The organism is Kitasatospora saccharophila (genome assembly GCF_039529925.1).
Lineage (GTDB): Bacteria > Actinomycetota > Actinomycetes > Streptomycetales > Streptomycetaceae > Kitasatospora > Kitasatospora saccharophila.
Window position 1 is genome coordinate 1 of sequence record NZ_BAAANS010000028.1, and the last position, 21658, is coordinate 21658.

The following is a 21658-nucleotide window of genomic DNA, read 5'->3' on the forward strand; positions in this document are numbered from 1 at the left end:
TCCCCACCGAACCGGCCGAGCCCGTCGGGGTGCCGGGGGTGGTGAACGGGCGCTTGCGCGAGGCGGCGGCCGTGCTGCTGCGGGTGGTGCGGCCCGAACCACGCCTGCGGATCGGGCAGGCGGAGGCGGAGGGGCTCGCGCCGCTGGTCGTGCTGTGGCAGGAACGCGGCGCCACCCCCGCCGACCTCGCCACCGCGCTGCTGCCGGGGCTGCCCGTCCCGCTGCACTCCCCGGTGGCCGTGCTCCGCGACCGGTTGCAACGCAAGATGCCGCCCGTACCCGCACCCCGGGCCACGGCCCGGTACAGCGAGTGCGCCACCTGCCACGACCCCGTCCCCCGTCCGGGGATCTGCCTCGCCTGTGCGGGCCTCGCGCCCAGGCGGCGCGCGGTCGACCGCAAGGCCACCACCCGTGCGGGAGCGGCCCGGGTGCGGGAGGCGATGCGCGCGGCCAGGGAAGCCCTGCCGCTGGGCCTGCCCGCCACGTTCACCGGGTAGGCCCAGCGCGGCCGGGGGTTACCTGCGGACCTCGACGGTGCGGAAGCGGTTGGCCACGAACGCGGCGTCGCAGTAGGCCGAGTTGGCGGCCGGGTTGGCGCCGGTGCCGTGCAGGTCGGAGAAGGCCGCGGTCTGGTTGACGTAGACGCCGCCGGTCAGGTTGAGCGAGAGCGAGACACCGGCGTCCAGGCAGGCTTCGACCAGGGCGGATTCGACGGCCGGGTCGGTGGTGTAGGCGCCGGCGGTCATCGCGCCCTGCTCGGCCGTGGTGCGGCGGAGCAGTTCGACGGCGGCGGCGGTGGACTCGACGGCGACCGCGAAGACGACCGGGCCGAAGCACTCGGTCAGGAAGCGGGAGCGGTCGTCCGGCTTGTCGGCGTCGGCCTTCAGCAGGGCCGGGGTGCGGATGGTCGCGCCGGGGAACTCGGCGGAGGCCACCACCCGTGGGGCGAGGGCGAGTTCACCGTACTCGCCGCCCGCGGCGGCGGCGCTGCGGGCCAGCACGCCCGGGTTGACCACGGCGCCGAGGATGGCGGCGGCCCGGTTGTCGTCGCCGAGCAGGCCCTCGACGGCGGCGGCCAGGTCGGCGACCACCTGCTCGTAGGAGCGCTCGCCGTCCTCGGTGCGGATGCCGGTGCGCGGGATCAGCAGGTTCTGCGGGGTGGTGCACATCTGGCCGCTGTACAGGCTGAGCGCGAACGCCAGGTTGTCGAGCATGCCGCGGTAGTCGTCGGTGGAGTCGATGACGACGGTGTTGACGCCGGCCTTCTCGGTGTAGACCTGCGCCTGGCGGGCGTTGTCCTCCAGCCAGTCGCCGAAGCCGGTGGAGCCGGTGTAGTCGATCAGCTTCACCTCGGCCCGCAGCGCCAGCACCTTGGCGATCGCCGAGCCCTCGTGCTCGGCGGCCAGGCAGACCAGGTTCGGGTCGAAGCCGGCCTCGGCGAGCACCTCGCGGGCGGTCCGGACGGTCAGCGCCAGCGGCAGCACCGCGCGCGGGTGCGGCTTGACCAGCACGCCGTTGCCGGTGGCCAGCGAGGCGAACAGGCCCGGGTAGCCGTTCCAGGTCGGGAAGGTGTTGCAGCCGACCAGCAGCGCGGTGCCGCGCGGGACGGTGGTGAACTCCTTGGTCAGCACCAGGGGTTCGCGCTTGCCCTGCGGCTTCGTCCAGCTCGCCGAGCGGGGCAGCCGGGTCTGCTCGGCGTACGCGTACGCCACCGCCTCCAGGCCGCGGTCCTGGGCGTGCGGGCCGCCCGCCTGGAACGCCATGCCGTACGCCTGGCCGGTGGTGTGCATCACCGCCTGGGCGAACTCGTGCGAGCGGGCGTTGATCCGGGCCAGCACCTCCAGGCAGACCGCGGCCCGCTCGGCGGGGGTGGCCCGCGCCCAGGCGGGGCGGGCCGCCTCCAGCGCGGCCAGCAGCGCGTCCGGCTCGGCGTGCGGGTAGCCGACGCCCAGTTCGAGGCCGTACGGGCTCGCCTCGCCGGTCACCGGCTCGCCGCCGCCGGGGTGGCCGGGCAGCTCGAACTCCCGCCCCAGCAGGGCGTCGAAGGCGGCCTTGCCGTCGGCGGTGGCGCCCTCCCCGTACGCCTTGGGGAACTCCGGGTACGGGGACCAGTAGTCGCGGGCGGCGATCGCGGCCAGCGCGCGGTCGAGGGTGTCCTGGTGGCGGGCGAGCAGTTCGGCGACCGGCAGGGCGGGGGTCGCAGCGGCCATGGTGCGCTCCTCACGGGGGCGGGGCGGGACGCTCCTCAGCGTAACCGAACGATCGGTCGGTGCAAGGGGCCCGGCCCCGCCGGTTCGCCCGGCCGCCGGGTCAGTGCTGGAACACCTGGTCCGCGGCGGGGGCGGTGACCTGCACCGGCTGGTCGAAGCCGCCGAGCCGCACGACCATGTCGCCGTTGCCGGTCTCGGTGACCAGCAGGCGCGGCTCGCCCTCGGCCGCGATGTCGTAGCGCACCGGGGCGCCGTCGTCGTCGGTCATGGTGAGCACGACCGCGGGGGCCCCGTCCACCTGCTTGGTGCCGCCCTTGGCGATGCCGTCGACCAGGTTGCCGTCGGTGTGCAGGCCGACCCGCTTCTCCAACTGCACGCCCAGGTCGCAGAAGAGGGCCTTGTCCTTCACGGTGTTCCCGCTGGGGATCCACTTCCCGGCGGCCTTGGCGGAGGTGCCGGCGAGCAGGTTCTTCAGGTAGGCGGCGTCCGGCTTCAGCCACACGTCGGTGCCGACGCGGACGATCTCCGCCGAGCCCTGGCCCCCGATGCTGAACGTGCCGTGGCAGTTGCCGCTGTTGTCCTCGCTGAAGGTGCCGTCGAACGCCCCGCCGGGGTAGCCGGGCAGGGTGAGGGTCATGGTGACGCTGTTCAGCTTCTCGCCCGCGTCCCGGGACTTCTGCGCGATCTCGCCCGCCGTCAGGTCGGCCAGCGCGGGCGCGGTGGGGGAGGGCGACGGGGACGGGGAGGCGGAGGCGGACGGGGAGGCGGAGGCGGAGGCGGACGGGGCGTGGGCCGCCGCGTCCGTCGAGTCCCCCTTCGAGCCGCAGGCCGTCAGGGCGCCGAGGGCGAGGGCGGAGAGGGCGAGGGCGGTCGGCACTCGGTGGAGGGGCATCTGGCGCATCCCTGGTTCGTACGGGAATCGGACGCGCGAGTGTCGCAGCGAGCGGGGTCGGCCCTGCGGACCGGATACCCGCTCTTTACCCGTTCTTGGGTGTGCTTTACGGAATTCCCCGCCCGAATGGGACGCGGGACGGCCGCCCCCGGAGCGGGAGCGGCCGTCGGTCGGTCGGGGCGGGGGCCGGTCTACGGGATGCCGAGCTCGAACAGGACGTAGCCGGCGTACCAGCCGGAGGCCGCGGCGATGGTGCCCAGGGTGACGGCCAGCGAGGAGCGGGAGAGCCGCTTGAGGGCGACGGCGATCGGCAGGAAGAGCGGGAAGCAGGGCAGCAGGTAGCGGGAGGTGTTGCCGAAGATCTGCTGGCTGCCGAGGACCAGGACGATGGTGACGCAGGTGTAGACGACCAGGAAGACCGGCACCTTCATCCGGATCATCAGGAAGAGCAGGACCGGCAGGCTGAACACCAGGAGCAGCGCGATCATGTCCTCGGTGGGGTAGCCGAAGATGTAGTCGTGGTGGCCGAGCAGCACGTTCTTCAGCACGTTGCCGGTGTGCGCGCCCCAGTCGAAGAAGTGCAGCCAGGCGCCGCGCTGCAGGTCGAAGTAGGCGGTCCAACTGCCCATCCGCCAACTCGCCCAGGCGATGTAGCCGATGAAGCCGAGCGGGGCGAGCACCATGGCGGACAGCGGGCCGAGCACGCCGTCCTTGCGCTGCCACAGCGCGATCAGCGCGGCCACGCCGACCGCCGCGGCCAGGGCGGCGGAGGTCGGGCGGTTCAGTCCGGCGACGAAGGTGGTGACGCCGGCGGCCAGCCAGTTGCGGGTCATCACGAAGTAGCAGGCCCAGGCGGCCAGGGCGACGAACAGCGAGTCCGAGTAGACCGCCCACTCGACGCCGGAGCCGGGGAACAGGCCCCAGACGCCGGCCGCGATCACCGCGGCCCGGTGACCCGCGATCAGCTTGGCGACCGCGTAGATGCCGGCCGCCGCGACGAACGAGGTCAGCACCGAGATCAGGATGCCCGCGCCCAGCGAGTTCAGGCCGGTCACCGCGGAGACCATCTTGATCAGGCCCGGGTAGAGGGGGAAGAAGGCGACCGAGTTCTGCTCCAGCGTCCACGGCTCGGAGGTGGAGGGCAGCAGCTTCGGGTCGTAGCCGTTCTGCGCGACCTGCTGGTACCACCAGCCGTCCCAGCCGCCGAGCACGTCCCAGACGTGCTTGCCGCCGCCGAACCTGGGCGACTTGGTGAGGTACTCGCCGGACCAGGACAGCAGCCAGGCGAAGACCGTGAACGCGATCAGCCGGATCGCGCCGAACACCGCCAGGGCCGGGCCGTACTCCTGTGCCGTCCGGCGCAGCCACTCGCGTGGGCCCTGCGTCGCGGGGGCCGCGTCCGCGGGCGGATCGGGTCGTTCGACCACTTCGGTGTCGGGGCTCGCTGCCATCGCCATCAGGTCCTGTCTGGGTTCTCGGGCCCCGCCGGGCCGCCAGGATGCTCGGGCGAGCCTACGGCACGTTCACCTGGTCTGTACCTGACCGGACGCCGCGTGGTTACACTCCCCACCATTGGACGGATGGGCCCACCGAGCTGGAGAGACTGATGAGTGCAGCGGCACAAGCAGGCGTTCTGCTGTCGGTGGTCGTCCCGATGTACAACGAGGAGGACGCGCTGCCGGCCTTCGCGGCCCGGATCCGCCCGGTGCTGGACGGGATCGGCGTCCGCTACGAGCTGCTCGCCGTCGACGACGGCAGCGCCGACAAGACCGCCGCCCTGCTGCGCGACCTGGCCGCCGACTGGCCGGAGTTGCGGATGGTCCGGCTGCGCCGCAACGGCGGGCACCAGGCCGCGCTGACCGCCGGGCTCGACCACGCCCTCGGCGACTACGTGGCCAGCATCGACGCCGACCTGCAGGACCCGCCGGAGAAGATCCCGGAGATGCTGGAACTGGCCCGCTCCGAGGGCCTGGACATCGTCTACGGGGTGCGCGAGGACCGCTCCACCGACACCGGTTTCAAGCGCCGGACGGCCGGCGGCTACTACTGGCTGATCCGCCGCCTGGTGGGGCAGCAGGTGCCGTCCAACGCCGGGGACTTCCGGCTGCTCAGCCGGGAGGCCGTCGAGGCGCTCAAGGAACTCCCCGACCAGCAGCAGCGGGTCTACCGGCTGCTGGTGCCCTGGCTGGGCTTCCCCAGCGGCGAGGTGCGCTACGTCCGCGAGGAGCGGGTCGCCGGGACCACCAAGTACCCGCTGACCAAGATGGTCCGGCTCGCCCTGGACAGCATCACCGGCTTCTCCGCCGCCCCGCTGCGACTGGCCACCTGGCTCGGCACCGCCGCGTTCTTCACCTGCCTGCTGCTGATGGCCTTCTGCCTGGCCGTCTACCTGTTCGGCGCCACGGTGCCCGGCTGGACCTCGCTCTTCGTCGGACTGCTGTTCATCGGCGGGGTGCAGCTGATCTGCGTCGGCCTGCTCGGCGAGTACGTGGCCCGGATCTACACCTCGGTGCAGCGCCGCCCCGCCTACTTCGTCGCCGAGGACACCGGCCGGGCGGGTGAGCGGGCGGCCGAGCGGGCGGGCGACCGGGTGTCCGGTCAGGCGTCCGGTCAGGCGTCCGGGCGGTCGGCCGGGCGGTCGGCCGGGCAGGGGTCCCGGGTCTGAGCGCACCCCCCGGGGCGCTCCGGCGCCGCCCCGGGGATACTCGTCGCATGGCCGACCACTCCACGCGCGCCGCCTACACCGTCGACTCGCTGCTCGCCGTCACCGTGCGGGTCTTCAACGAACGCGGCTACGACGGCACTTCGATGGAGGACCTGTCCAGGGCCGCCGGGATCTCCAAGTCCTCGATCTACCACCACGTGCGCGGCAAGGAGGAGTTGCTGCGGCTCGCGGTCGGCCGGGCGCTGGACGCGCTGTTCGCCATCCTCGACGAGCCGGCCGCCACCGCGGGCCGCCCGGCGGACCGGCTGGAGCACGTGGTGCGCCGCACCGCCGAGGTGCTGCTGGACGAACTGCCGTACGTGACGCTGCTGCTGCGGGTGCGCGGCAACACCGCCACCGAGCAGTGGGCGCTGGAGCGGCGCCGCGACTTCGACCACCGGGTGGCCGCCCTCGTCCAGGACGCCGTCACCGCCGGGCAGCTGCGCGCCGACGTCGAACCCCGGCTGGCCACCCGGCTGCTGTTCGGCACCGTCAACTCGCTGGTGGAGTGGTACCGGCCCGGCCAGCGCGGCGCCGAGCACCTGCCCGACGCGGTGGCCCGGTTCGCCTTCGACGGGCTGCGCGCCCGGTGAGCGTCCGGCTGCCGGAGGAGCTGGCGGCGCTGCGCGAGCCGCTGTCCGACTGGGCCGCCCGCCAGCACTCCGACATGGTGGTGACGGTCGGCGAGGACCACGGACTCGACCACGGCCGGCTCTGCTGGGACGCGCTCCGCGCGGTCGACCTGATCGGCCCCGCGTGCTGGTGCCCCCGCCCCGGTCGGCACAGCAGCCCGCACGACGACCGGCTGGTGCACGAGCGGCTGCGGGTGCGCGTCCCGGCGGCGGACGCGCTGACCTGGATGACCCACACGCTCGGACAGAACCTGGTGCACACCCACGGCAACCCGCCCGGCCGGAGGGCCCGGGAGCTGGCCGAACCGCTGGTCGCCCTGCTCGGCCCGGACGCCGACTGGCGGGCCAACGGCTACGCCGCGCACCCCGCGCCCGCCGGGCACAACCGCAGCTGGGGCTCCGTCACCCCGTTCACCTTCGACGCCGCGCTGGTCGGCATCGGGAACGGCCGCACCGTGGTGGCCGTCGCCACCGGCGAGGACTGAGCGGCTACAGGCCGTCCGCCGGGATCTGGTCGGTCTCCTCGAACACCAGCATGGTGCGGGTGCCCAGCACCTCCGGGATGGACTGGATGCTGCCCAGCACCAGCTCGCGCAGCGCCCGGTTGTCCGCCGTGTGGACCAGCATCAGCACGTCGTAGTCGCCGCCGACCAGCGCGATGTGCGCCACCCCGGGCAGCCGCAGCAGCTGCTCGCGCACGGTGCGCCAGGAGTTCTGCACGATCCGCAGGGTGACGTACGCGGACGCGGCCTGCCCGGCCTTCTCGTGGTCGACCCGGGCGGTGAAGCCGCGGATCACCCCGTCCTCGACCATCCTGGAGATCCGGGCGTACGCGTTCGCCCGGGACACGTGCACCCGCTCGGCCACCGAGCGGATCGAGGCGCGACCGTCCTGCCGCAGCAGCCGCAGGATCGACCGGTCGACACGGTCGAGTCTGGACACCTGTTCAGCCGACATGGCCCCCCATCCCTCGCGATTGGACGTGCTGGCCCCAGCAGACCCCCCTTTCGGCCGACTGTCCACCGTCTTGACGGGGATATGGTCAAGATGAACAGACGACCGAACAATCGGTAGGGAGCCCCCACACCCCGGAGGTGCCCGAGATGACCGTCCTGGACCACAGGAACGACCCCGCCGCGGCCGTGCCCGGCTGGCGGCCCGGCGCCACCGCGCCGCGCACCGACCCCGCCCCGCTGCTGCCCGACGCCGAGCCGCTCCGCGTCCTGGGCACCCCCGCCGCCGACGCGGCCGACCCCGCCCTGCTGCGCGAGCTGTACCGGCGGCTGGTCGCCGGACGCCGCTACAACCAGCAGGCCACCACCCTCACCAAGCAGGGCCGGCTCGCCGTCTACCCGGCCTCCACCGGCCAGGAGGCCTGCCAGGTGGCCGCCGCGCTCGCGCTGCGCCCGCAGGACTGGCTGTTCCCCTCCTACCGGGACACCCTCGCCGTGGTCGCCCGCGGCGTCGACCCGCTGCAGGCGCTCACCCTGCTGCGCGGCGACGCGCACACCGGCTACGACCCGCGCGCCACCCGCACCGCCCCGCTGTGCACCCCGCTGGCCACCCAGGTCCCGCACGCCGTCGGCCTGGCGCACGCCGCCCGGCTGGCCGGGGACGACACCGTCGCGCTCGCCCTGCTCGGCGACGGCGGCACCAGCGAGGGCGACTTCCACGAGGGCCTGAACTTCGCGGCCGTGCTGCACGCCCCCGTGGTGTTCCTGGTGCAGAACAACGGCTACGCGATCTCCGTCCCGCTGACCCGGCAGTCCGCCGCGCCGACGCTGGCCCACAAGGCCGTCGGCTACGGCATGCCCGGCCGGCTGGTCGACGGCAACGACGCGCTCGCCGTCCACGCGGTGCTCACCGAGGCGGTCGAGCGGGCCCGGGCCGGCGGCGGCCCCACCCTGGTGGAGGCGCTCACCTACCGGATCGAGGCGCACACCAACGCCGACGACGCCACCCGCTACCGGCAGCCCGAGGAGGTCGCGGCCTGGCAGCGGCACGACCCGGTCCGGCTGCTGGAGGACGCCCTGCGCGGGCGCGGCCTGCTAGACGAGGAGCTGGTCGCCGACGCCGCCGAGCGGGCCGAGCGGCTGGCCGCCCGGATGCGCGCCGAGTTCCACACCGACCCGGAGCTCGACCCGATGTCGCTGTTCGCGCACGTCTACGCCGAACCCACCCAGCAGCTGCGCGAACAGGCCGCCCAGCTGGCCGCCGAACTCGCCGCCGAGGCCGAGGCCGGGAGCGGGATCGGGGCCGGGAGCGGGACCGGGACCGGGAACGGGGTGCACGGCCGATGAGCACCGTCCTCGGGGAACAGGCCGGCCCGCGCACCGGCACCATGGCGCAGGCCCTCAACCTCGCGCTGCGCGACGCGATGCGCGCCGACAAGGGCGTGCACGTGCTCGGCGAGGACGTCGGCCCGCTCGGCGGCGTCTTCCGGATCACCGACGGCCTGACCGCCGAGTTCGGCCCCGACCGCTGCCTGGACACCCCGCTGGCCGAGGCCGGCATCCTCGGCACCGCCGTCGGCATGGCGATGTACGGCCTGCGCCCGGTGGTCGAGATGCAGTTCGACGCCTTCGCCTACCCGGCGCTGGAGCAGCTGTTCTCGCACGTCGCCAAGATGCGCAACCGCACCGCCGGGAAGCTCCCGCTGCCGATCACCGTCCGGATCCCGTACGGCGGCGGCATCGGCGGCGTCGAGCACCACAGCGACGCCTCCGAGGCGTACTACGCGGCCACCCCCGGCCTGCACGTGGTCACCCCCGCCACCGTCGCCGACGCGTACGGGCTGCTGCGGGCCTCGATCGCCTCCGACGACCCGGTGGTGTTCCTGGAGCCCAAGCGGCTCTACTGGGGCAAGGACGGGTGGGACCCGGCGGCGGGCGTCGAACCGATCGGGAGGGCCGTGCTGCGCCGCCCCGGGACGTCCGCGGTGCTGGTCACCTACGGGCCCTCGCTACCGGTCTGCCTGGAGGCCGCCGAGGCGGCGAAGGCCGAGGGGTGGGACCTGGCGGTGCTCGACCTGCGCTCGCTGGTGCCGTTCGACGAGGCCACCGCCTGCGCGGCGGTCCGCTCGGTCGGCCGGGCCGTGGTGGTGCACGAGTCGGCCGGGTTCGGCGGGGCCGGGGCGGAGATCGCCGCCCGGCTCACCGAGAAGTGCTTCCACCACCTGGCCGCGCCGGTGCTGCGGGTCACCGGCTTCGACGTCCCGTACCCGCCGCCGATGCTGGAGCACCACCATCTGCCCGGGGTGGACCGGATCCTGGACGCCGTCGCCCGGCTCCAGTGGGAGGAGTGATGGCGGTGCCGGTGGTCCGCGAGTTCACGCTGCCCGACCTCGGTGAGGGACTGACCGGGGCGGAGGTGGTGCGCTGGATGGTCGAGGTCGGCGAGGTGATCGCCGTCGACCAGCCGGTGGTGGAGGTGGAGACCGCCAAGGCGGTGGTCGAGGTGCCCTGCCCGTACGGCGGGGTGGTGACCGCCCGGTTCGGCGAGGTCGGGCAGGAGGTGCCGGTGGGCGCCCCGCTGGTGACCGTCGCGGTCGCGCCCGCGCCGGGCGGTTCCGGGGACGGCGAGGGCGAGCCCGCGGTGGAGCGGCCGCTGGTCGGGTACGGGGTGGCCGAGAGCCGGCGGGCCGGGCGGCGGCGGGTGCGGCCGGGGGAGGCGGTGGCGGCTCCGGCTGCGGCACCGGCTCCGGCGCCCGCGCCGGTCGTGGTGGCGGTGATCTCGCCGCTGGTGCGCCGGATCGCCCGGGAGCACGGGCTCGACCTGGCCGCGGTGGCCGGCAGCGGGCCGGACGGGCTGGTCACCCGGCGGGACGTGGAACGGGCGATCGGGGCAACTGCCGTGGGCGCGCCCGCGGTTGTTCCACATGGAACCGGGCCGGAGGGCGAACTGGTGCCGCTGCGCGGGCTGCGCCGGGCGGTCGCCGAGAAGCTGACCCGCAGCCACCGGGAGATCCCGGCCGCGACCTGCTGGGTGGACGCCGACGCCACCGCGCTGATGGCGCTGCGGGCCCAGTCCAACCGGGCGCCCGGCCCGAAGCTGAGCGTGCTCGCGCTGCTGGCCCGGATCTGCCTGGCCGGGCTGGAGCGCTTCCCCGAGCTGAACGCCAGTGTCGAGGGCGAGGCGGTGCGTCGGCACCCGTCCGTGCACCTGGGCTTCGCCGCGCAGGGCCCGCGCGGGCTGCTGGTGCCGGTGGTCCGGGACGCCGGGCGGCTGGGCACCGAACGGCTCGCGCAGGAGATGGCCCGGCTGACCGAGGGCGCCCGGGCGGGCACCCTGGCCCCGGCCGAGCTGACCGGCGGGACGTTCACCCTGAACAACTACGGGGTGTTCGGGGTGGACGGCTCGACGCCGATCCTGAACCACCCGGAGGCGGCGATGCTCGGGGTGGGCCGGATCGTCCCCAAGCCGTGGGTGCACGAGGGGGAGCTGGCGGTCCGCCAGGTCACCCAGCTGTCCTTCACCTTCGACCACCGGGTGTGCGACGGGGGCACGGCGGGCGGCTTCCTGCGGTTCGTCGCGGACTGCGTGGAGCGGCCGGGGATGCTGCTGCGGGCGCTGTAGCACCCGGGCCGGCCGGCCCGGCGCCGGTGGGCCGCCGCGGCGGCGGGTGAGGGTAGCGGGTGGACGGCCCGGATGTCCGGGGTTCGCCGGATTCTTCGGATGAGCTGTGCGGTCGGTGTCACTGTGCTGGGGCGTCAGCACACAGGTCGATCGGAAGCGAAACGATTCCCTTGAGCACTCGTCAGCTCGTACTGGAGAGCAGGCCGTCGAAGGCAGGGGTCGGCCGGGGCACCGCGGCCGGCCCCGTGCAGCCCGGTGCCGAAGCCGCTCCCCCCGCCCGGTCCGCCCCGGCCGAGCCGGCGGACGAACCTCCGACCGCCGTGGAGCAGCCCGGCGCGGGGGAGTCCGGCGCGGGGGAGTCCGCTGCGGGGACGGGGGCGGGGGCGCTGGGGCTGACCCCGGTGCCGGCCGTCCCGGCGAAGCCGACCTGGGCGCCGGTGGTGCCCCCGGCGGTGGCCGCGCTGCCGGTGGCCTCCGGGCCCGCCGGGCTGCCCGCCGGGCCCGCGCCCGTCACGCCCGTCACGCCTGCCGCACCCGTCACCGCGTCCGCCCCGGTGTCGTTCGAGCCGCTGTTCCGGCAGGCTCCGGCGCTCAACTGGGTCGGGCCGGACGACCGTTGGACCCGGGCCTGGGGGGTGCCGGCGGCCGTCGAGCCGCCGCCCGCGCTGGAGCCGGTGGGGGCGGCGGCGCCGGTCGCCGAGCCGCCGGGCGCCGAGGACCTGGTGCTGGTCCGGGCCTGCCTGGCCGCGGTGGCGCCGGACGCGGACCGGGCGATGGCGCACTTCCACGCGCTCATGTTCCTGCGCCACCCGGAGCTGCGGGCGATGTTCCCGGCCGCGATGGACGAGCAGCGCACCCGGCTGTTCCAGGCGCTCCGGCTGTGCGCGGCCCGGGCCGGTGACCCGGCGGAACTGCGGGCGTACCTGGGCCCGTTGGGGCGCCGGCACCGCAAGTACGGGGCGCTGACCCGGCACTACGCCTCGGTGGCGGACTGCCTGGTGGCGGCGCTGGCCCGGTACGGCGGCAGCGGCTGGGACGGGCGCACCGAGGCGGCCTGGCGGCGGCTGCTGGCGCTGGTGTCCCGGCTGATGGTGGAGGGCGCGGAGGAGGAGGCCCGGTCGGCCCCGCCGTGGTGGCAGGCCGAGGTGGTGGAGCACCGGCAGGCCACCCGGGACGTCGCGGTGCTGACGCTCCGCCCCGACCAGGCGTACCCGTTCCGGGCCGGGCAGTGGGCGGCGGTGGAGACGCCGTGGTGGCCGCGGGTGTGGCGGCCGTACTCGTTCGGCTCGGCGCCGCGGCCGGACGGGCTGCTGACCCTGCACGTGAAGGCGGTGCAGGCGGGTTGGGTGAGCAACGCGCTGGTGCACCGGGCGCGGCCGGGCGACGTGCTGCGCCTGGGCGCGGCGGAGGGCGCGATGACGGTGGACCACGCGGCCGGGCGGGACCTGCTCTGCCTGGGCGGCGGCACCGGGATCGGGCCGGTCGCGGCGCTGGTCGAGGAGGTCGCCGAGCGGGGTGCGGCCGGGCGCCGGGTGGAGGTGTTCTACGGGGCGCGGCGGGCCGCGGAGCTGTACCGGCTGGAGGAGCTGCGCGAACTGGCCGACCGGCACTCCTGGCTGACGGTGCGCGCGGTGGTGTCGGAGCCGGCGGGCGCGCCGGCCGGGGCGCTGGTCGGCGACCTGCCGGAGGTGGCGGCCCGGTACGCGCCCTGGCACGGCTTCGCGGCGTACCTGAGCGGCCCGGAGGCGATGGTGCGGGCCGCCTCGGCGGTGCTGCGGCGCTGCGGGGTGCCGGACGGGAGCGTCCGGCACGACCTGGCGGCGCGGGAGGAGGAGCGGGGCTGATCCGGGGGCGGGTCAGCCCAGGTCCGGGGCGAGCAGGGCACGGACGCCCTCGATGTTGGCGGCGAGGTAGGCGCGGAGGCTGGGAGGGACGACGTTGACCGAGGTGACGCCCTCGCGGGTGAAGGGGACCTTGACGATCGCGTACTCGCCGTTGGGCCGCTCGACCTCGGGGCCGTGCCGGCGGGACTCGTCCATCCCGGCGAGCCGGCAGGCGAAGAAGTGCTGGACCTTGACGCCGTGCGGGTGCGCGGGGGTGCCGTCCTCGTGGTGCGAGTGCGCCACCGTGTCGACGAAGGCGGGCACCACGTCGGTGACCTTGCCGCCCAACTCCTCGTCCACCTCCCGGTGCAGGGCGGCGACCACCGTCTCGTCGGTGGGTTCGACGCCGCCGCCGGGGGTGATCCAGTACGGGTGCGGGGAGCCGGGGCGGACCCGGCGGATCAGCACCAGCGCGGCGGGCGCGTGCGGGTCGGCCGGGTCGAACTCCAGCAGGATCGCGCGGGCGGTGCGCTTGACGACGGGACGGACCGGGCCCGACATGGCTGTTACCTCCGGGGCACGAGCGTTGTGCGGGATTCTGCCGCGCGGCGGCGGGAGCGAAACTCGCACACGGGGACGAATCGGCGGTACCTGTTCCGCCGTCCGGGTGCACCGGCATGCCCGGCGGTGTCGGGTGGTGGCGATGGACACATCCCTTGTGGATCTTCGATTCACCCGGACGGACCAGCTGACGCCTAGTAATATATGGGCCGCATTGGTAGGCATCCTTCGTATTGAAGGTGAATTGCCCCATGTGTACACCATTGTCATTGCGGGGATGCCCGCCCTGTGCTCAAATGTCCGCCTGCCGGACGGAATCGGAGCAGCCTCCTCCGAAAGTCGTCCACCGTCCGGGGGATGGGGATGAGCATGCACCGGATCGGGGAACCGGCGGGCCCGGGAACGGCCTCGGCGGACAGTTCCATACGCGCGCCGCGGGCACCCACCCTGATCACCTCGGTGCAGCGCGCCCTGCGCCTGCTGGAGGAGGTCGGCTCGCACGCCCACGGCGCCACCGCCAAACAGCTCGCCCGCGCCGCCGGGCTGCCCCTCGGCACCACCTACCACCTGCTGCGCACCCTCACCCACGAGGGCTACCTGCGGCGCGAGGACGGCCGGTTCCACTACGGCGCGGCGGTCGACCGGATCGGCCACGCCACCGACCGGCAGTCCGACCGGACCGACCTGCACGAACGGATGGAGGAGCTGCGCGACGAACTCGGCGCCGCCGTCTACTACGCGGTCTACGAGGACGGCGAGGTCCGGGTGGTCGACGTGGCCTCCGGCCCGGCCCAGCCGCAGGTCGAGGAGTGGGCGGACTTCCGCGCCACCGCGCACGCGCACGCCATCGGGCTCTGCCTGCTGTCCCAACTCGGCACCGAGGAACGGCTCGACCACCTCTCCCGGTACCGTCCGGCCGCCCTCACCCCGTCCACCTCGGACGGCGTCCGGGCGGTGCTGCGCCGGCTGGAGCTGGTCCGGCCGACCGTACCGGTGCTGGAGCGGCAGGAGTACGCGCTCGGCACGGTGTGCGCGGCGGTGCCGATCACCGTCGGCTCGGTGGTCGCCACCATGGCCATCTCGCTCCCGCTGGAGCAGGGCGAGCGGCTCGGCCCGGTCGCGGCCCGGCTGCGCTCGCTGGTCGGCGCGATGTTCCCGGTGTTCCCGGCGGTCGCGGGGTCCGCGGGTGCCGCGGCGTGTCCGGGGCTCGCGGGGTTCGTGCGATGAGGCGGCGGGGGCTGCGGGAGCGGTGGAGGCCGCGGAGGCGGTCGGGCCGGGATCCGTGCGGTGATTCCGTGTGGTGTTCGTTCACCATTTGAAAAAGCGAACCTTGTCCGCATCGCTGGCAAACGGGGACGATGAGGTTCGAACGGGGAAACAGGGGACAAAGACCCACAGAAGCAGCCACCGTCCGCAGGTACCCGCACGACCTGACGGGCCAGCCCCACCGGGGTGCCGTTCCAGCACAGCGAACAAGATCGAACCGATATGCCCGCCCACCGCTCGACCCTCGGCGCACCGGGCGCGCAGAACGAGAGGTACTGGCGCATGCACAGCACGGTCCAAGCCCAGATGGCGATGCACCTCGTGGTGTCGAGCGAGCTGTCCTTCCGCATCGTGGTCGACCTGGACTACGACGGCGACGACCCGTTCGCCGTCCGCTTCACCTTCCACCTGCCCGGGGACGAACCCGTCACCTGGGTCTTCGCCCGCGAACTCCTGGTCGACGGGATCAGCCGCCCCACCGGCGAGGGCGACGTGCACATCCACCCGGTCGGCGACGACCTCGCCGAGGTCTGCCTGGTGCTGCGCTCCCCCGAGGGCGACGCACTGATGCGCGCGGCCGCCCCGCCGCTGCTGGCCTTCCTGGCCCGCACCGACCGGCTGGTGCCGATGGGCCAGGAGCTGTCCGGCGGCGAGCTGGACGAGGAACTCGCCTCCATCCTCTCCACCACCGGGCACGAGAACGCGGGCTGACCCCGGGTGCGTTCCGGGGTCGGCCCGCGCGACTGGCCGGCCGTCGGGCGGCGCTCCCGCGGGCGCGGTGCGTCCGCGGTGGTCCGCCGGCCGGTCAGTCGTCGCCGAAGGCGAGGTTGAGGCCCCAGGACACCACGGTGACGATCAGCGCGCCGAGCAGCGCCGACCAGAAGCCCTCCACGTGGAAGTCCAGGTTCAGCTTGTCCGAGGCCCAGGAGGTCAGCCACAGCATCAGGGCGTTGATCACGAAGGTGATCAGCCCCAGGGTGAGGATGTAGAGCGGCAGCGAGAACAGCTTCACCACCGGCTTGATCAGGATGTTGATCACGCCGAAGACCAGGGCGACCCCGATCACGGTGAGCGTCTTGTGCTGCCAGTCGTCGTTGTCTCCTGTGAGCGTGATCCCGGTGACGATCCAGGCGGCGACCCAGATCGCCGCCGCGTTGATGAGCGTTTTGATCACGAAATTCTTCATGGTGCGGATGGTGGCAGGCCAGGACGGGTGGGCGGAAGCTCTCCGGGGCGGTGTTGTTGAATGGGGCCCGACCCGGGAGAGGAGCCGAGCCCCGATGAAGCTGTTCCGGCTGGACGAACTCGACGCCGAGCGCGCCGCGAGCGAGGGCGCGTACCTGCGCTTCCTGAAGCAGCCGACGATGTCCGCGGGCCTGTACGCGCTCTCCCCCGGTGACACCGACCCGCAGACCCCGCACGCCCAGGACGAGATCTACCTGGTGGTCAGCGGCCGGGCCGAGCTGACCGTCGGCCGGGAGACCGCCACGGTCGGGCGCGGCAGCGTGGTGTTCGTCCCCGCCGGGACGGAGCACCGCTTCCACCACATCACCGAGGAACTGCGGGTGCTCGTGGTCTTCTCCCCGCCGGAGGACTGACCCCGTGACCACCGGGCCCGCACCGCAGGAGGACCGACCCGTGAAGCTCACCGACGAACTGTGGGCGGCCGCCGAGCCGACCTACCGCCGGATCCTCGACCACCCCTTCCTGCTCGGCCTCGCCGACGGCACCCTGCCGACCGCCGCGTTCCGGCACTTCGTCGTCCAGGACTCGCACTACCTGCGCGACTACGCCCGGGCGCTGGCCGTCTGCGCGGCCAAGGCCCCCGGCGAGGACGAGGTGCTGGCCTTCTGCAACGACGCGGTCGGCGCGATCGCCGCCGAGCAGGAGATGCACGGCGAGTTCATGTCCGCGCTCGGCGGCGCCGCCGAGGGCGACGAGGTGGTGCGGCCCACCACCCGCGCCTACACCTCGTACCTGCTGGCCACCGCGTACGGCGGCTCCTTCGCCGAGGCGCTCGGCGCCGTGCTGCCCTGCTACTGGATCTACGCCCGGGTCGGCGAGGAGCTGGCCCGCCGCTCCTCCCCCGAGCCGCTCTACGCCAAGTGGATCGCCGCGTACGGCGACGAGGGCTTCCAGGGCGTGGCGCGCCGCGTCCTGGACCTCACCGACCGGATCGGCGCGGACCTCTCCGCGGCCGAACGGCGGCGCGTGGTCGAGCACTTCACCACCACCTCGCGCTACGAGTGGATGTTCTGGGACGCCGCCTGGCGCGGCGAGGACTGGCCGGTCTGAGGGTCCACCCGCAGACGCGACCCCGGGTCCGACCGGCCCGGACTCAGGGGAGGATCTCCGGGTTCTCTCCGGGCCGGACCCCCTCGATTTCGGCTCCCGCTCCCGCCTACGATCGAAGTGTCGAGATCGAGGGAGCGGGAACGCAGCCGGAAACACCGGCACCGACCCCGAGGGGAGAAGGTACGGACATGGCCGGGCTCTGGAAGTCGCTGCCCTCGTGGATGCGCAACATCGTGGTGCCGATCCTGCTGCTGCTGATCGCCTGGAAGATCTTCTGGACCATCGTCGGCGTGGTGGCCGGCGTCGTCAGCTTCGCGATCAACGTGCTGGTCCTGGTCGGCATCGCCGCGGCCGTGGTGATCCTGGTCAAGAAGGCCGCCAAGAACTAGCGCCGGTCCGGCTCGGGCCCGCGCCGGCCACCGCGCTGGGGTGCGGGGACGGCTCGGCCCGTACGGCGCGGGTGCTGCCGTACGGGCCGGGCGGGGCGAGGGAATTGACGGAGCGTCAGTTGCCGTTGTCGGCCTGGACCGGGATGACCTGGGTGGCCGGGGCCGCGGCCTGCTCCGCCGGGGCCCCGGCGGGGGCGGTGGTGTTCATCGAGGTGAGCAGCTGGCGGGCCAGGCCGAGGCCGGTGCCGCCCATGGTGAGGGCCTTGGCGAACATCTCGGACATGCCCTCGGCGCCGTTCAGCAGCACCATGTGTTCGACGTTGCCGAAGGCGTCCGCGCCGGCCCGGACGATGGCGGGCCAGTTCTCGGCCAACTGCTGGGCGACGACGGCTTCCTGGTTCTCGGCGAGGGCCGCGGCGCGGGCCTTGATGCCCTCGGCCTCGGCCAGGCCCTGGGCCCGGGTGGCCTCGGCGGCGGCCAGACCCTTGGCGCGGGCGGCCTCGGCCTCGGCCAGGCCCTTGGCGGCCTCGGCGGCGGCCTGCGCCTCACCGGTGGCGCGGGTGGCCTCGGCGGCGGCCAGGCCGCGGGCCTTGGTGGCCTCGGCCTCGGCGGCCGCGGCGACCTTGACCCGGTTGGCCTCGGCGGCGGTCTTCAGCTCGGTCTCCCGGGCCAGCGCCTCGGCGGCGGAGATCCGGGCGTCGCGGTCGGCCTCGGCCTTGGTGCGGGTCTCGTACGCGCGGGCGTCGGCGGGCTTGCGGACGTCGGCCTGGAGCTGCTGCTCCTTGCGGTGCGCCTCCAACTCGGCGACCTTGGTCTCCTGGACCACGACCTCCTGCCGGGCGGCCGCCTGGGCGAGCGGCCCGGCCTGCAGCGCGCGGGCCGCGGCGGTGTCCATCTCGGCCTGGTAACCGGCCTGCTGGATACCGGAGTTGCGCGTCGCCTCGGCCTTGCGGGCGAACGCCTCCTGCTCGGCCTCGGTGGCCCGGCGGTCGGCCTCGGCGGCCGCGATGCGGGCGTCGCGCTGGACGGCGGCGGCGTGCGGGGCGGCCAGGTTGGTGATGTAGCCGGTCGGGTCCAGGATCTCCTGGATCTGCAGCGAGTCGATGATCAGGCCGAGCTTCTCCATCTCGATGCCCGAGGCGGAGCGGGTCTCGCCGGTGAGCCGCTCGCGGTCGCGGATCATGTCCTCGACGGTCAGCCCGCCGACGATGGAGCGCAGGTGGCCGGCGAACACGTTGTGCACCCGCTGGCCCATCATCCGCTGCTGGTCCAGGAAGCGGCGGGCGGCGTTGGCGATGGACGCCGGGTCGTCGCCGACCTTGAAGATGACCACGCCCTTGACGTGCACCGGAATGCCCTGCGAGGTCACGCACTCGACGTCCAGCGCGGCCTCGTTGAGGTCCAGCGACAGCCGCCGGACCACCTGGACGCCGGGCACCACCATGGTGCCCCGTCCGGTGATGATGCGGAACCCCAGGCCCTCGCCGTGCTTGGAACCCGAGATGACCAGTGCCTCGTTCGGCTCGGCGACCCGCCACATGAGCTTGAACAGCACGATCAACAGGACGACGCCGACGACGACGCCTCCGACGATGCCGATCAGCATCGCGATCTCCCCCTTCGTGGCACACCGGTCCGTGGCTGCGCAGGGTGGTGCAGTTCGTTGGCGCGGAAGCCGGTGGCAGCCGCATTCTCCGCCGGTTGCGGACGGGGAGGAAGGGGGCGGGCGGGTGGGAACTCTCACTGTCCCGAAATGGTCGCCAAGGGTTTGCCGGAGCCGCCCGAGGCGTGGTCAGAAGGGTTCGACGTACACCGTCCGCGGTGGCTGGTAATCGACCACGACCACCATGCTCCCGGGTTCCAGCGGCTCGCCCGGCACCGCCCGGTACGCCAGGAACGCCTCGGTGCCCAGCCGCTGCGGGACGTGCACCATCACCTCGCCGACCAGGCCCGCGCCGATCCGCCCCGACACCCGTCCCACCAGTCCGATCACCCCGGGATTCTCCCCCGCGCGGCGCCGGCCTGAACAGCGCCCGGCCGGGAGGCGTGCTGGACCAGCCGTGCCCGGTGCCCTACGGTGAACGGCGAACGCAGGCGGCGAACGCCCCTGCGCGGAACGGGAGCTCGGAGCACCGGGCTGAGAGGGCGCTGACGGTACGCGGCCCGCGTACCACCGCTGCGTCGACCGCAGGAACCTGACCGGGTAATGCCGGCGTAGGGAGTTGAAGGTCCGCATGACCGCATTCACCGAGCACACCTCTGCCCACCGGCCGGCCACCGGGTACCCGACCCCGGCCTGGCGCAAGGCGTACCGCCAGGGCAGCACCCCCGACCTGCGGGTCCCGTACCGCGAGGTCCACCTCACCGACGGGCGCACCGTCCCGCTGTACGACACCTCCGGCCCGTACACCGACCCGGAGCACACCGCTGACGTCCGGCGCGGACTGCCCGCGCTGCGCGACCCCTGGATCCGCCGGCGCGGGGACGTCGAGGAGTACGAGGGCCGCGAGGCCCGGCCCGAGGACGACGGCATCCGGCACACCGCCCCGCGCGGCGGCGACCTGCGCAACCTGGACGCCGTCTTCCCCGGCCGCCCGCGCCGGCCGCTGCGCGCCCGCGACGGCGTCTCCGTCACCCAACTCGCCTACGCCAAACAGGGGTTGATCACTCCCGAGATGGAGTTCGTGGCGCTGCGGGAAGGGCTGGAACCGGAGTTCGTCCGCGAGCGGGTGGCGAGCGGACGTGCCGTCATCCCGGTCAACGTGAACCACCCCGAGGTCGAACCCGCCATCATCGGCACCGACTTCCTGGTGAAGATCAACGCCAACATCGGCAACTCCGCCGTCACCTCCTCGATCGAGGAGGAGGTGGAGAAGATGACCTGGGCCACCCGGTGGGGCGCCGACACCGTGATGGACCTCTCCACCGGCCGCAACATCCACACCACCCGCGAGTGGATCCTGCGCAACTCCCCCGTCCCGATCGGCACCGTCCCGCTCTACCAGGCGCTGGAGAAGGTCGACGGCCGGGCCGAGGAACTCAGCTGGGAGGTCTACCGGGACACCGTGGTCGAACAGTGCGAGCAGGGCGTCGACTACATGACCGTGCACGCCGGCGTGCTGCTGCGGTACGTCCCGATGACCGCCCGCCGCAAGACCGGCATCGTCTCGCGCGGCGGCTCGATCATGGCCGCCTGGTGCCTGGCGCACCACCGGGAGAACTTCCTCTACACCCACTTCGAGGAACTCTGCGACCTGCTGCGCGCCTACGACGTCACCTTCTCGCTCGGTGACGGCCTGCGCCCCGGCTCGATCGCCGACGCCAACGACGAGGCCCAGTTCGCCGAACTCACCACCCTCGGCGAACTCGGCCGGATCGCCCGGGCCAAGGACGTCCAGGTGATGATCGAGGGCCCCGGGCACGTCCCGATGCACAAGATCCGGGAGAACATGGACCTGCAGAAGGAGATCTGCGACGAGGCCCCGTTCTACACCCTCGGCCCGCTGACCACCGACGTCGCGCCCGGCTACGACCACATCACCTCCGGCATCGGCGCCGCGATGATCGCCTGGTGGGGCACCGCGATGCTCTGCTACGTCACCCCCAAGGAACACCTCGGCCTGCCCGACCGGGACGACGTCAAGACCGGCGTCATCACCTACAAGATCGCCGCCCACGCCGCCGACCTCGCCAAGGGCCACCCCGGCGCCCAGGTCTGGGACGACGCCCTCTCCGACGCCCGCTTCGAGTTCCGCTGGGAGGACCAGTTCGACCTGGCCCTCGACCCGGAGACCGCCCGCGCCTTCCACGACCAGACCCTCCCCGCCGAACCCGCCAAGACCGCGCACTTCTGCTCCATGTGCGGGCCGAAGTTCTGCTCGATGAAGATCAGTAAAAGCATCAATGAGAAGTTCGGCAACGGAGCCGCCTCGCCGGAGTACGACGAGGCCGCTGTCGAGGGCATGAAGACCATGTCCGAGGAGTTCAAGGCCCAGGGCAACCGGGTCTACTTGCCGATGGCGGACTAACATCCCATCGAAGCGCCGCCCCGATCATCCTCGGGGCGGCGCTTCGTCGTTGGCTCGTAGCCTCATCGAGCCCGAAGGATCCTCCAGCACTCCACGGTGGGGATTGCGTCTTCCGCTGGGGGACTGGCCGCGACTTCCCTCACGCTACGCCAGCATCTTGTGTGCCTCGGCTCCTTGGGTAGTCCTCGGCACGGGCGCAAGGCGGTTCACCAGATCGAGACCCGCGCACGTGCGGGAAGTGCTGCCAGCTCGATCACTCAGGGATACCGTCTCTGACTAGAGG

21 protein-coding genes and 1 pseudogene are annotated in these 21658 nt (G+C 73.5%); 14 read left to right on the forward strand and 8 right to left on the reverse strand.

Features of this window, described 5'->3' with window-relative positions:
- Nucleotides 1–497, forward strand: a pseudogene (locus ABD345_RS20830) (hypothetical protein); the annotation flags it as partial.
- Between the two features lie 18 nt (nt 498–515).
- Here ABD345_RS20830 and paaN read toward each other — a convergent pair.
- The 3 genes from paaN to ABD345_RS20845 all read right to left on the reverse strand — a co-directional run bounded on the left by paaN (nt 516) and on the right by ABD345_RS20845 (nt 4559).
- The gene (gene paaN, locus ABD345_RS20835; protein WP_344553925.1) at nt 516–2210 is read right to left on the reverse strand and encodes a phenylacetic acid degradation protein PaaN; all 1695 of its coding nucleotides are present in this window, start codon (nt 2208–2210) and stop codon (nt 516–518) included.
- Nucleotides 2211–2310: 100 nt separating this feature from the next.
- Nucleotides 2311–3102: a hypothetical protein gene (locus ABD345_RS20840; RefSeq protein WP_344553926.1), complete on the reverse strand. Its 792-nt coding sequence runs from the start codon at nt 3100–3102 to the stop codon at nt 2311–2313.
- A gap of 191 nt (nt 3103–3293) precedes the next feature.
- Nucleotides 3294–4559 (reverse strand): hypothetical protein, encoded by a 1266-nt coding sequence (locus tag ABD345_RS20845; RefSeq protein WP_344553927.1) that lies wholly within the window; start codon nt 4557–4559, stop codon nt 3294–3296.
- 149 nt (nt 4560–4708) lie between these two features.
- On the opposite strand from ABD345_RS20845, the gene ABD345_RS20850 reads away from it, so the two are divergent.
- From ABD345_RS20850 to ABD345_RS20860, 3 genes are read left to right on the forward strand one after another with little or no spacing between them, the layout of a single operon-like run.
- Entirely contained in the window at nt 4709–5767 is a 1059-nt protein-coding gene (locus ABD345_RS20850; RefSeq protein ID WP_344553928.1) for a glycosyltransferase family 2 protein, read from the forward strand.
- Between the two features lie 47 nt (nt 5768–5814).
- On the forward strand, nt 5815–6399 hold the full coding sequence (locus ABD345_RS20855; protein ID WP_344553929.1) for a TetR/AcrR family transcriptional regulator: 585 nt from the start codon (nt 5815–5817) through the stop codon (nt 6397–6399).
- The gene (locus ABD345_RS20860) at nt 6396–6923 is read left to right on the forward strand and encodes a hypothetical protein (RefSeq protein WP_344553930.1); all 528 of its coding nucleotides are present in this window, start codon (nt 6396–6398) and stop codon (nt 6921–6923) included. The genes ABD345_RS20855 and ABD345_RS20860 overlap by 4 nt, the downstream gene beginning before the upstream one ends.
- Before the next feature lie 4 nt (nt 6924–6927).
- Here ABD345_RS20860 and ABD345_RS20865 read toward each other — a convergent pair whose 3' ends face one another.
- Nucleotides 6928–7395 carry an Lrp/AsnC family transcriptional regulator gene (locus ABD345_RS20865; protein WP_033253458.1) on the reverse strand — a complete coding sequence of 156 codons (468 nt, stop codon included), beginning with the start codon at nt 7393–7395 and terminating at the stop codon, nt 6928–6930.
- Nucleotides 7396–7541: 146 nt separating this feature from the next.
- On the opposite strand from ABD345_RS20865, the gene pdhA reads away from it, so the two are divergent.
- From pdhA to ABD345_RS20885, 4 genes are all read left to right on the forward strand, one after another.
- The gene (pdhA, locus tag ABD345_RS20870; protein ID WP_380274085.1) at nt 7542–8738 is read left to right on the forward strand and encodes a pyruvate dehydrogenase (acetyl-transferring) E1 component subunit alpha; all 1197 of its coding nucleotides are present in this window, start codon (nt 7542–7544) and stop codon (nt 8736–8738) included.
- Entirely contained in the window at nt 8735–9742 is a 1008-nt protein-coding gene (locus ABD345_RS20875) for an alpha-ketoacid dehydrogenase subunit beta (RefSeq protein ID WP_344553932.1), read from the forward strand. The genes pdhA and ABD345_RS20875 overlap by 4 nt, the downstream gene beginning before the upstream one ends.
- The gene (locus ABD345_RS20880; protein WP_380274087.1) at nt 9742–11013 is read left to right on the forward strand and encodes a dihydrolipoamide acetyltransferase family protein; all 1272 of its coding nucleotides are present in this window, start codon (nt 9742–9744) and stop codon (nt 11011–11013) included. Before ABD345_RS20875 ends, ABD345_RS20880 begins: the two co-directional genes overlap by 1 nt.
- Nucleotides 11014–11183: 170 nt before the next feature.
- Nucleotides 11184–12857: a globin domain-containing protein gene (locus tag ABD345_RS20885; RefSeq protein ID WP_344553933.1), complete on the forward strand. Its 1674-nt coding sequence runs from the start codon at nt 11184–11186 to the stop codon at nt 12855–12857.
- A gap of 12 nt (nt 12858–12869) precedes the next feature.
- Here ABD345_RS20885 and ABD345_RS20890 read toward each other — a convergent pair whose 3' ends face one another.
- Nucleotides 12870–13397: an NUDIX domain-containing protein gene (locus ABD345_RS20890; protein WP_344553934.1), complete on the reverse strand. Its 528-nt coding sequence runs from the start codon at nt 13395–13397 to the stop codon at nt 12870–12872.
- A gap of 363 nt (nt 13398–13760) precedes the next feature.
- Between ABD345_RS20890 and ABD345_RS20895 the strand changes: the two genes are divergently transcribed.
- Together ABD345_RS20895 and ABD345_RS20900 are read left to right on the forward strand one after the other, a co-directional pair.
- Complete coding sequence (locus tag ABD345_RS20895; RefSeq protein ID WP_344554055.1) at nt 13761–14624, forward strand: IclR family transcriptional regulator; 864 nt, start codon at nt 13761–13763, stop codon at nt 14622–14624.
- Between the two features lie 321 nt (nt 14625–14945).
- Nucleotides 14946–15374, forward strand: coding sequence for an SsgA family sporulation/cell division regulator (locus tag ABD345_RS20900; protein ID WP_344553936.1), 429 nt, complete (start codon nt 14946–14948; stop codon nt 15372–15374).
- 94 nt (nt 15375–15468) lie between these two features.
- Here the strand turns inward: ABD345_RS20900 and ABD345_RS20905 are convergent, their stop codons facing one another.
- Nucleotides 15469–15849, reverse strand: coding sequence for a phage holin family protein (locus ABD345_RS20905; protein WP_344553937.1), 381 nt, complete (start codon nt 15847–15849; stop codon nt 15469–15471).
- Between the two features lie 94 nt (nt 15850–15943).
- Here ABD345_RS20905 and ABD345_RS20910 point away from each other — a divergent pair, with 94 nt between their 5' ends.
- The 3 genes from ABD345_RS20910 (at nt 15944) to ABD345_RS20920 (ending at nt 17347) form a co-directional block, all read left to right on the forward strand.
- Nucleotides 15944–16261: a cupin domain-containing protein gene (locus ABD345_RS20910; RefSeq protein WP_344553939.1), complete on the forward strand. Its 318-nt coding sequence runs from the start codon at nt 15944–15946 to the stop codon at nt 16259–16261.
- 40 nt (nt 16262–16301) lie between these two features.
- Entirely contained in the window at nt 16302–16958 is a 657-nt protein-coding gene (tenA, locus tag ABD345_RS20915; RefSeq protein ID WP_344553941.1) for a thiaminase II, read from the forward strand.
- 188 nt (nt 16959–17146) lie between these two features.
- Nucleotides 17147–17347 (forward strand): hypothetical protein, encoded by a 201-nt coding sequence (locus ABD345_RS20920; RefSeq protein WP_344553942.1) that lies wholly within the window; start codon nt 17147–17149, stop codon nt 17345–17347.
- A 115-nt stretch (nt 17348–17462) separates the two neighbouring features.
- Here ABD345_RS20920 and ABD345_RS20925 read toward each other — a convergent pair whose 3' ends face one another.
- Nucleotides 17463–18953: an SPFH domain-containing protein gene (locus ABD345_RS20925; protein ID WP_344553944.1), complete on the reverse strand. Its 1491-nt coding sequence runs from the start codon at nt 18951–18953 to the stop codon at nt 17463–17465.
- A gap of 186 nt (nt 18954–19139) precedes the next feature.
- The gene (locus tag ABD345_RS20930; protein ID WP_344553945.1) at nt 19140–19340 is read right to left on the reverse strand and encodes a hypothetical protein; all 201 of its coding nucleotides are present in this window, start codon (nt 19338–19340) and stop codon (nt 19140–19142) included.
- A gap of 241 nt (nt 19341–19581) precedes the next feature.
- On the opposite strand from ABD345_RS20930, the gene thiC reads away from it, so the two are divergent.
- A complete protein-coding gene (thiC, locus tag ABD345_RS20935; RefSeq protein ID WP_344553946.1) occupies nt 19582–21375 on the forward strand; it encodes a phosphomethylpyrimidine synthase ThiC in 1794 nt (597 codons plus the stop codon).
- The last annotated feature ends 283 nt before the right edge of the window (nt 21376–21658 follow it).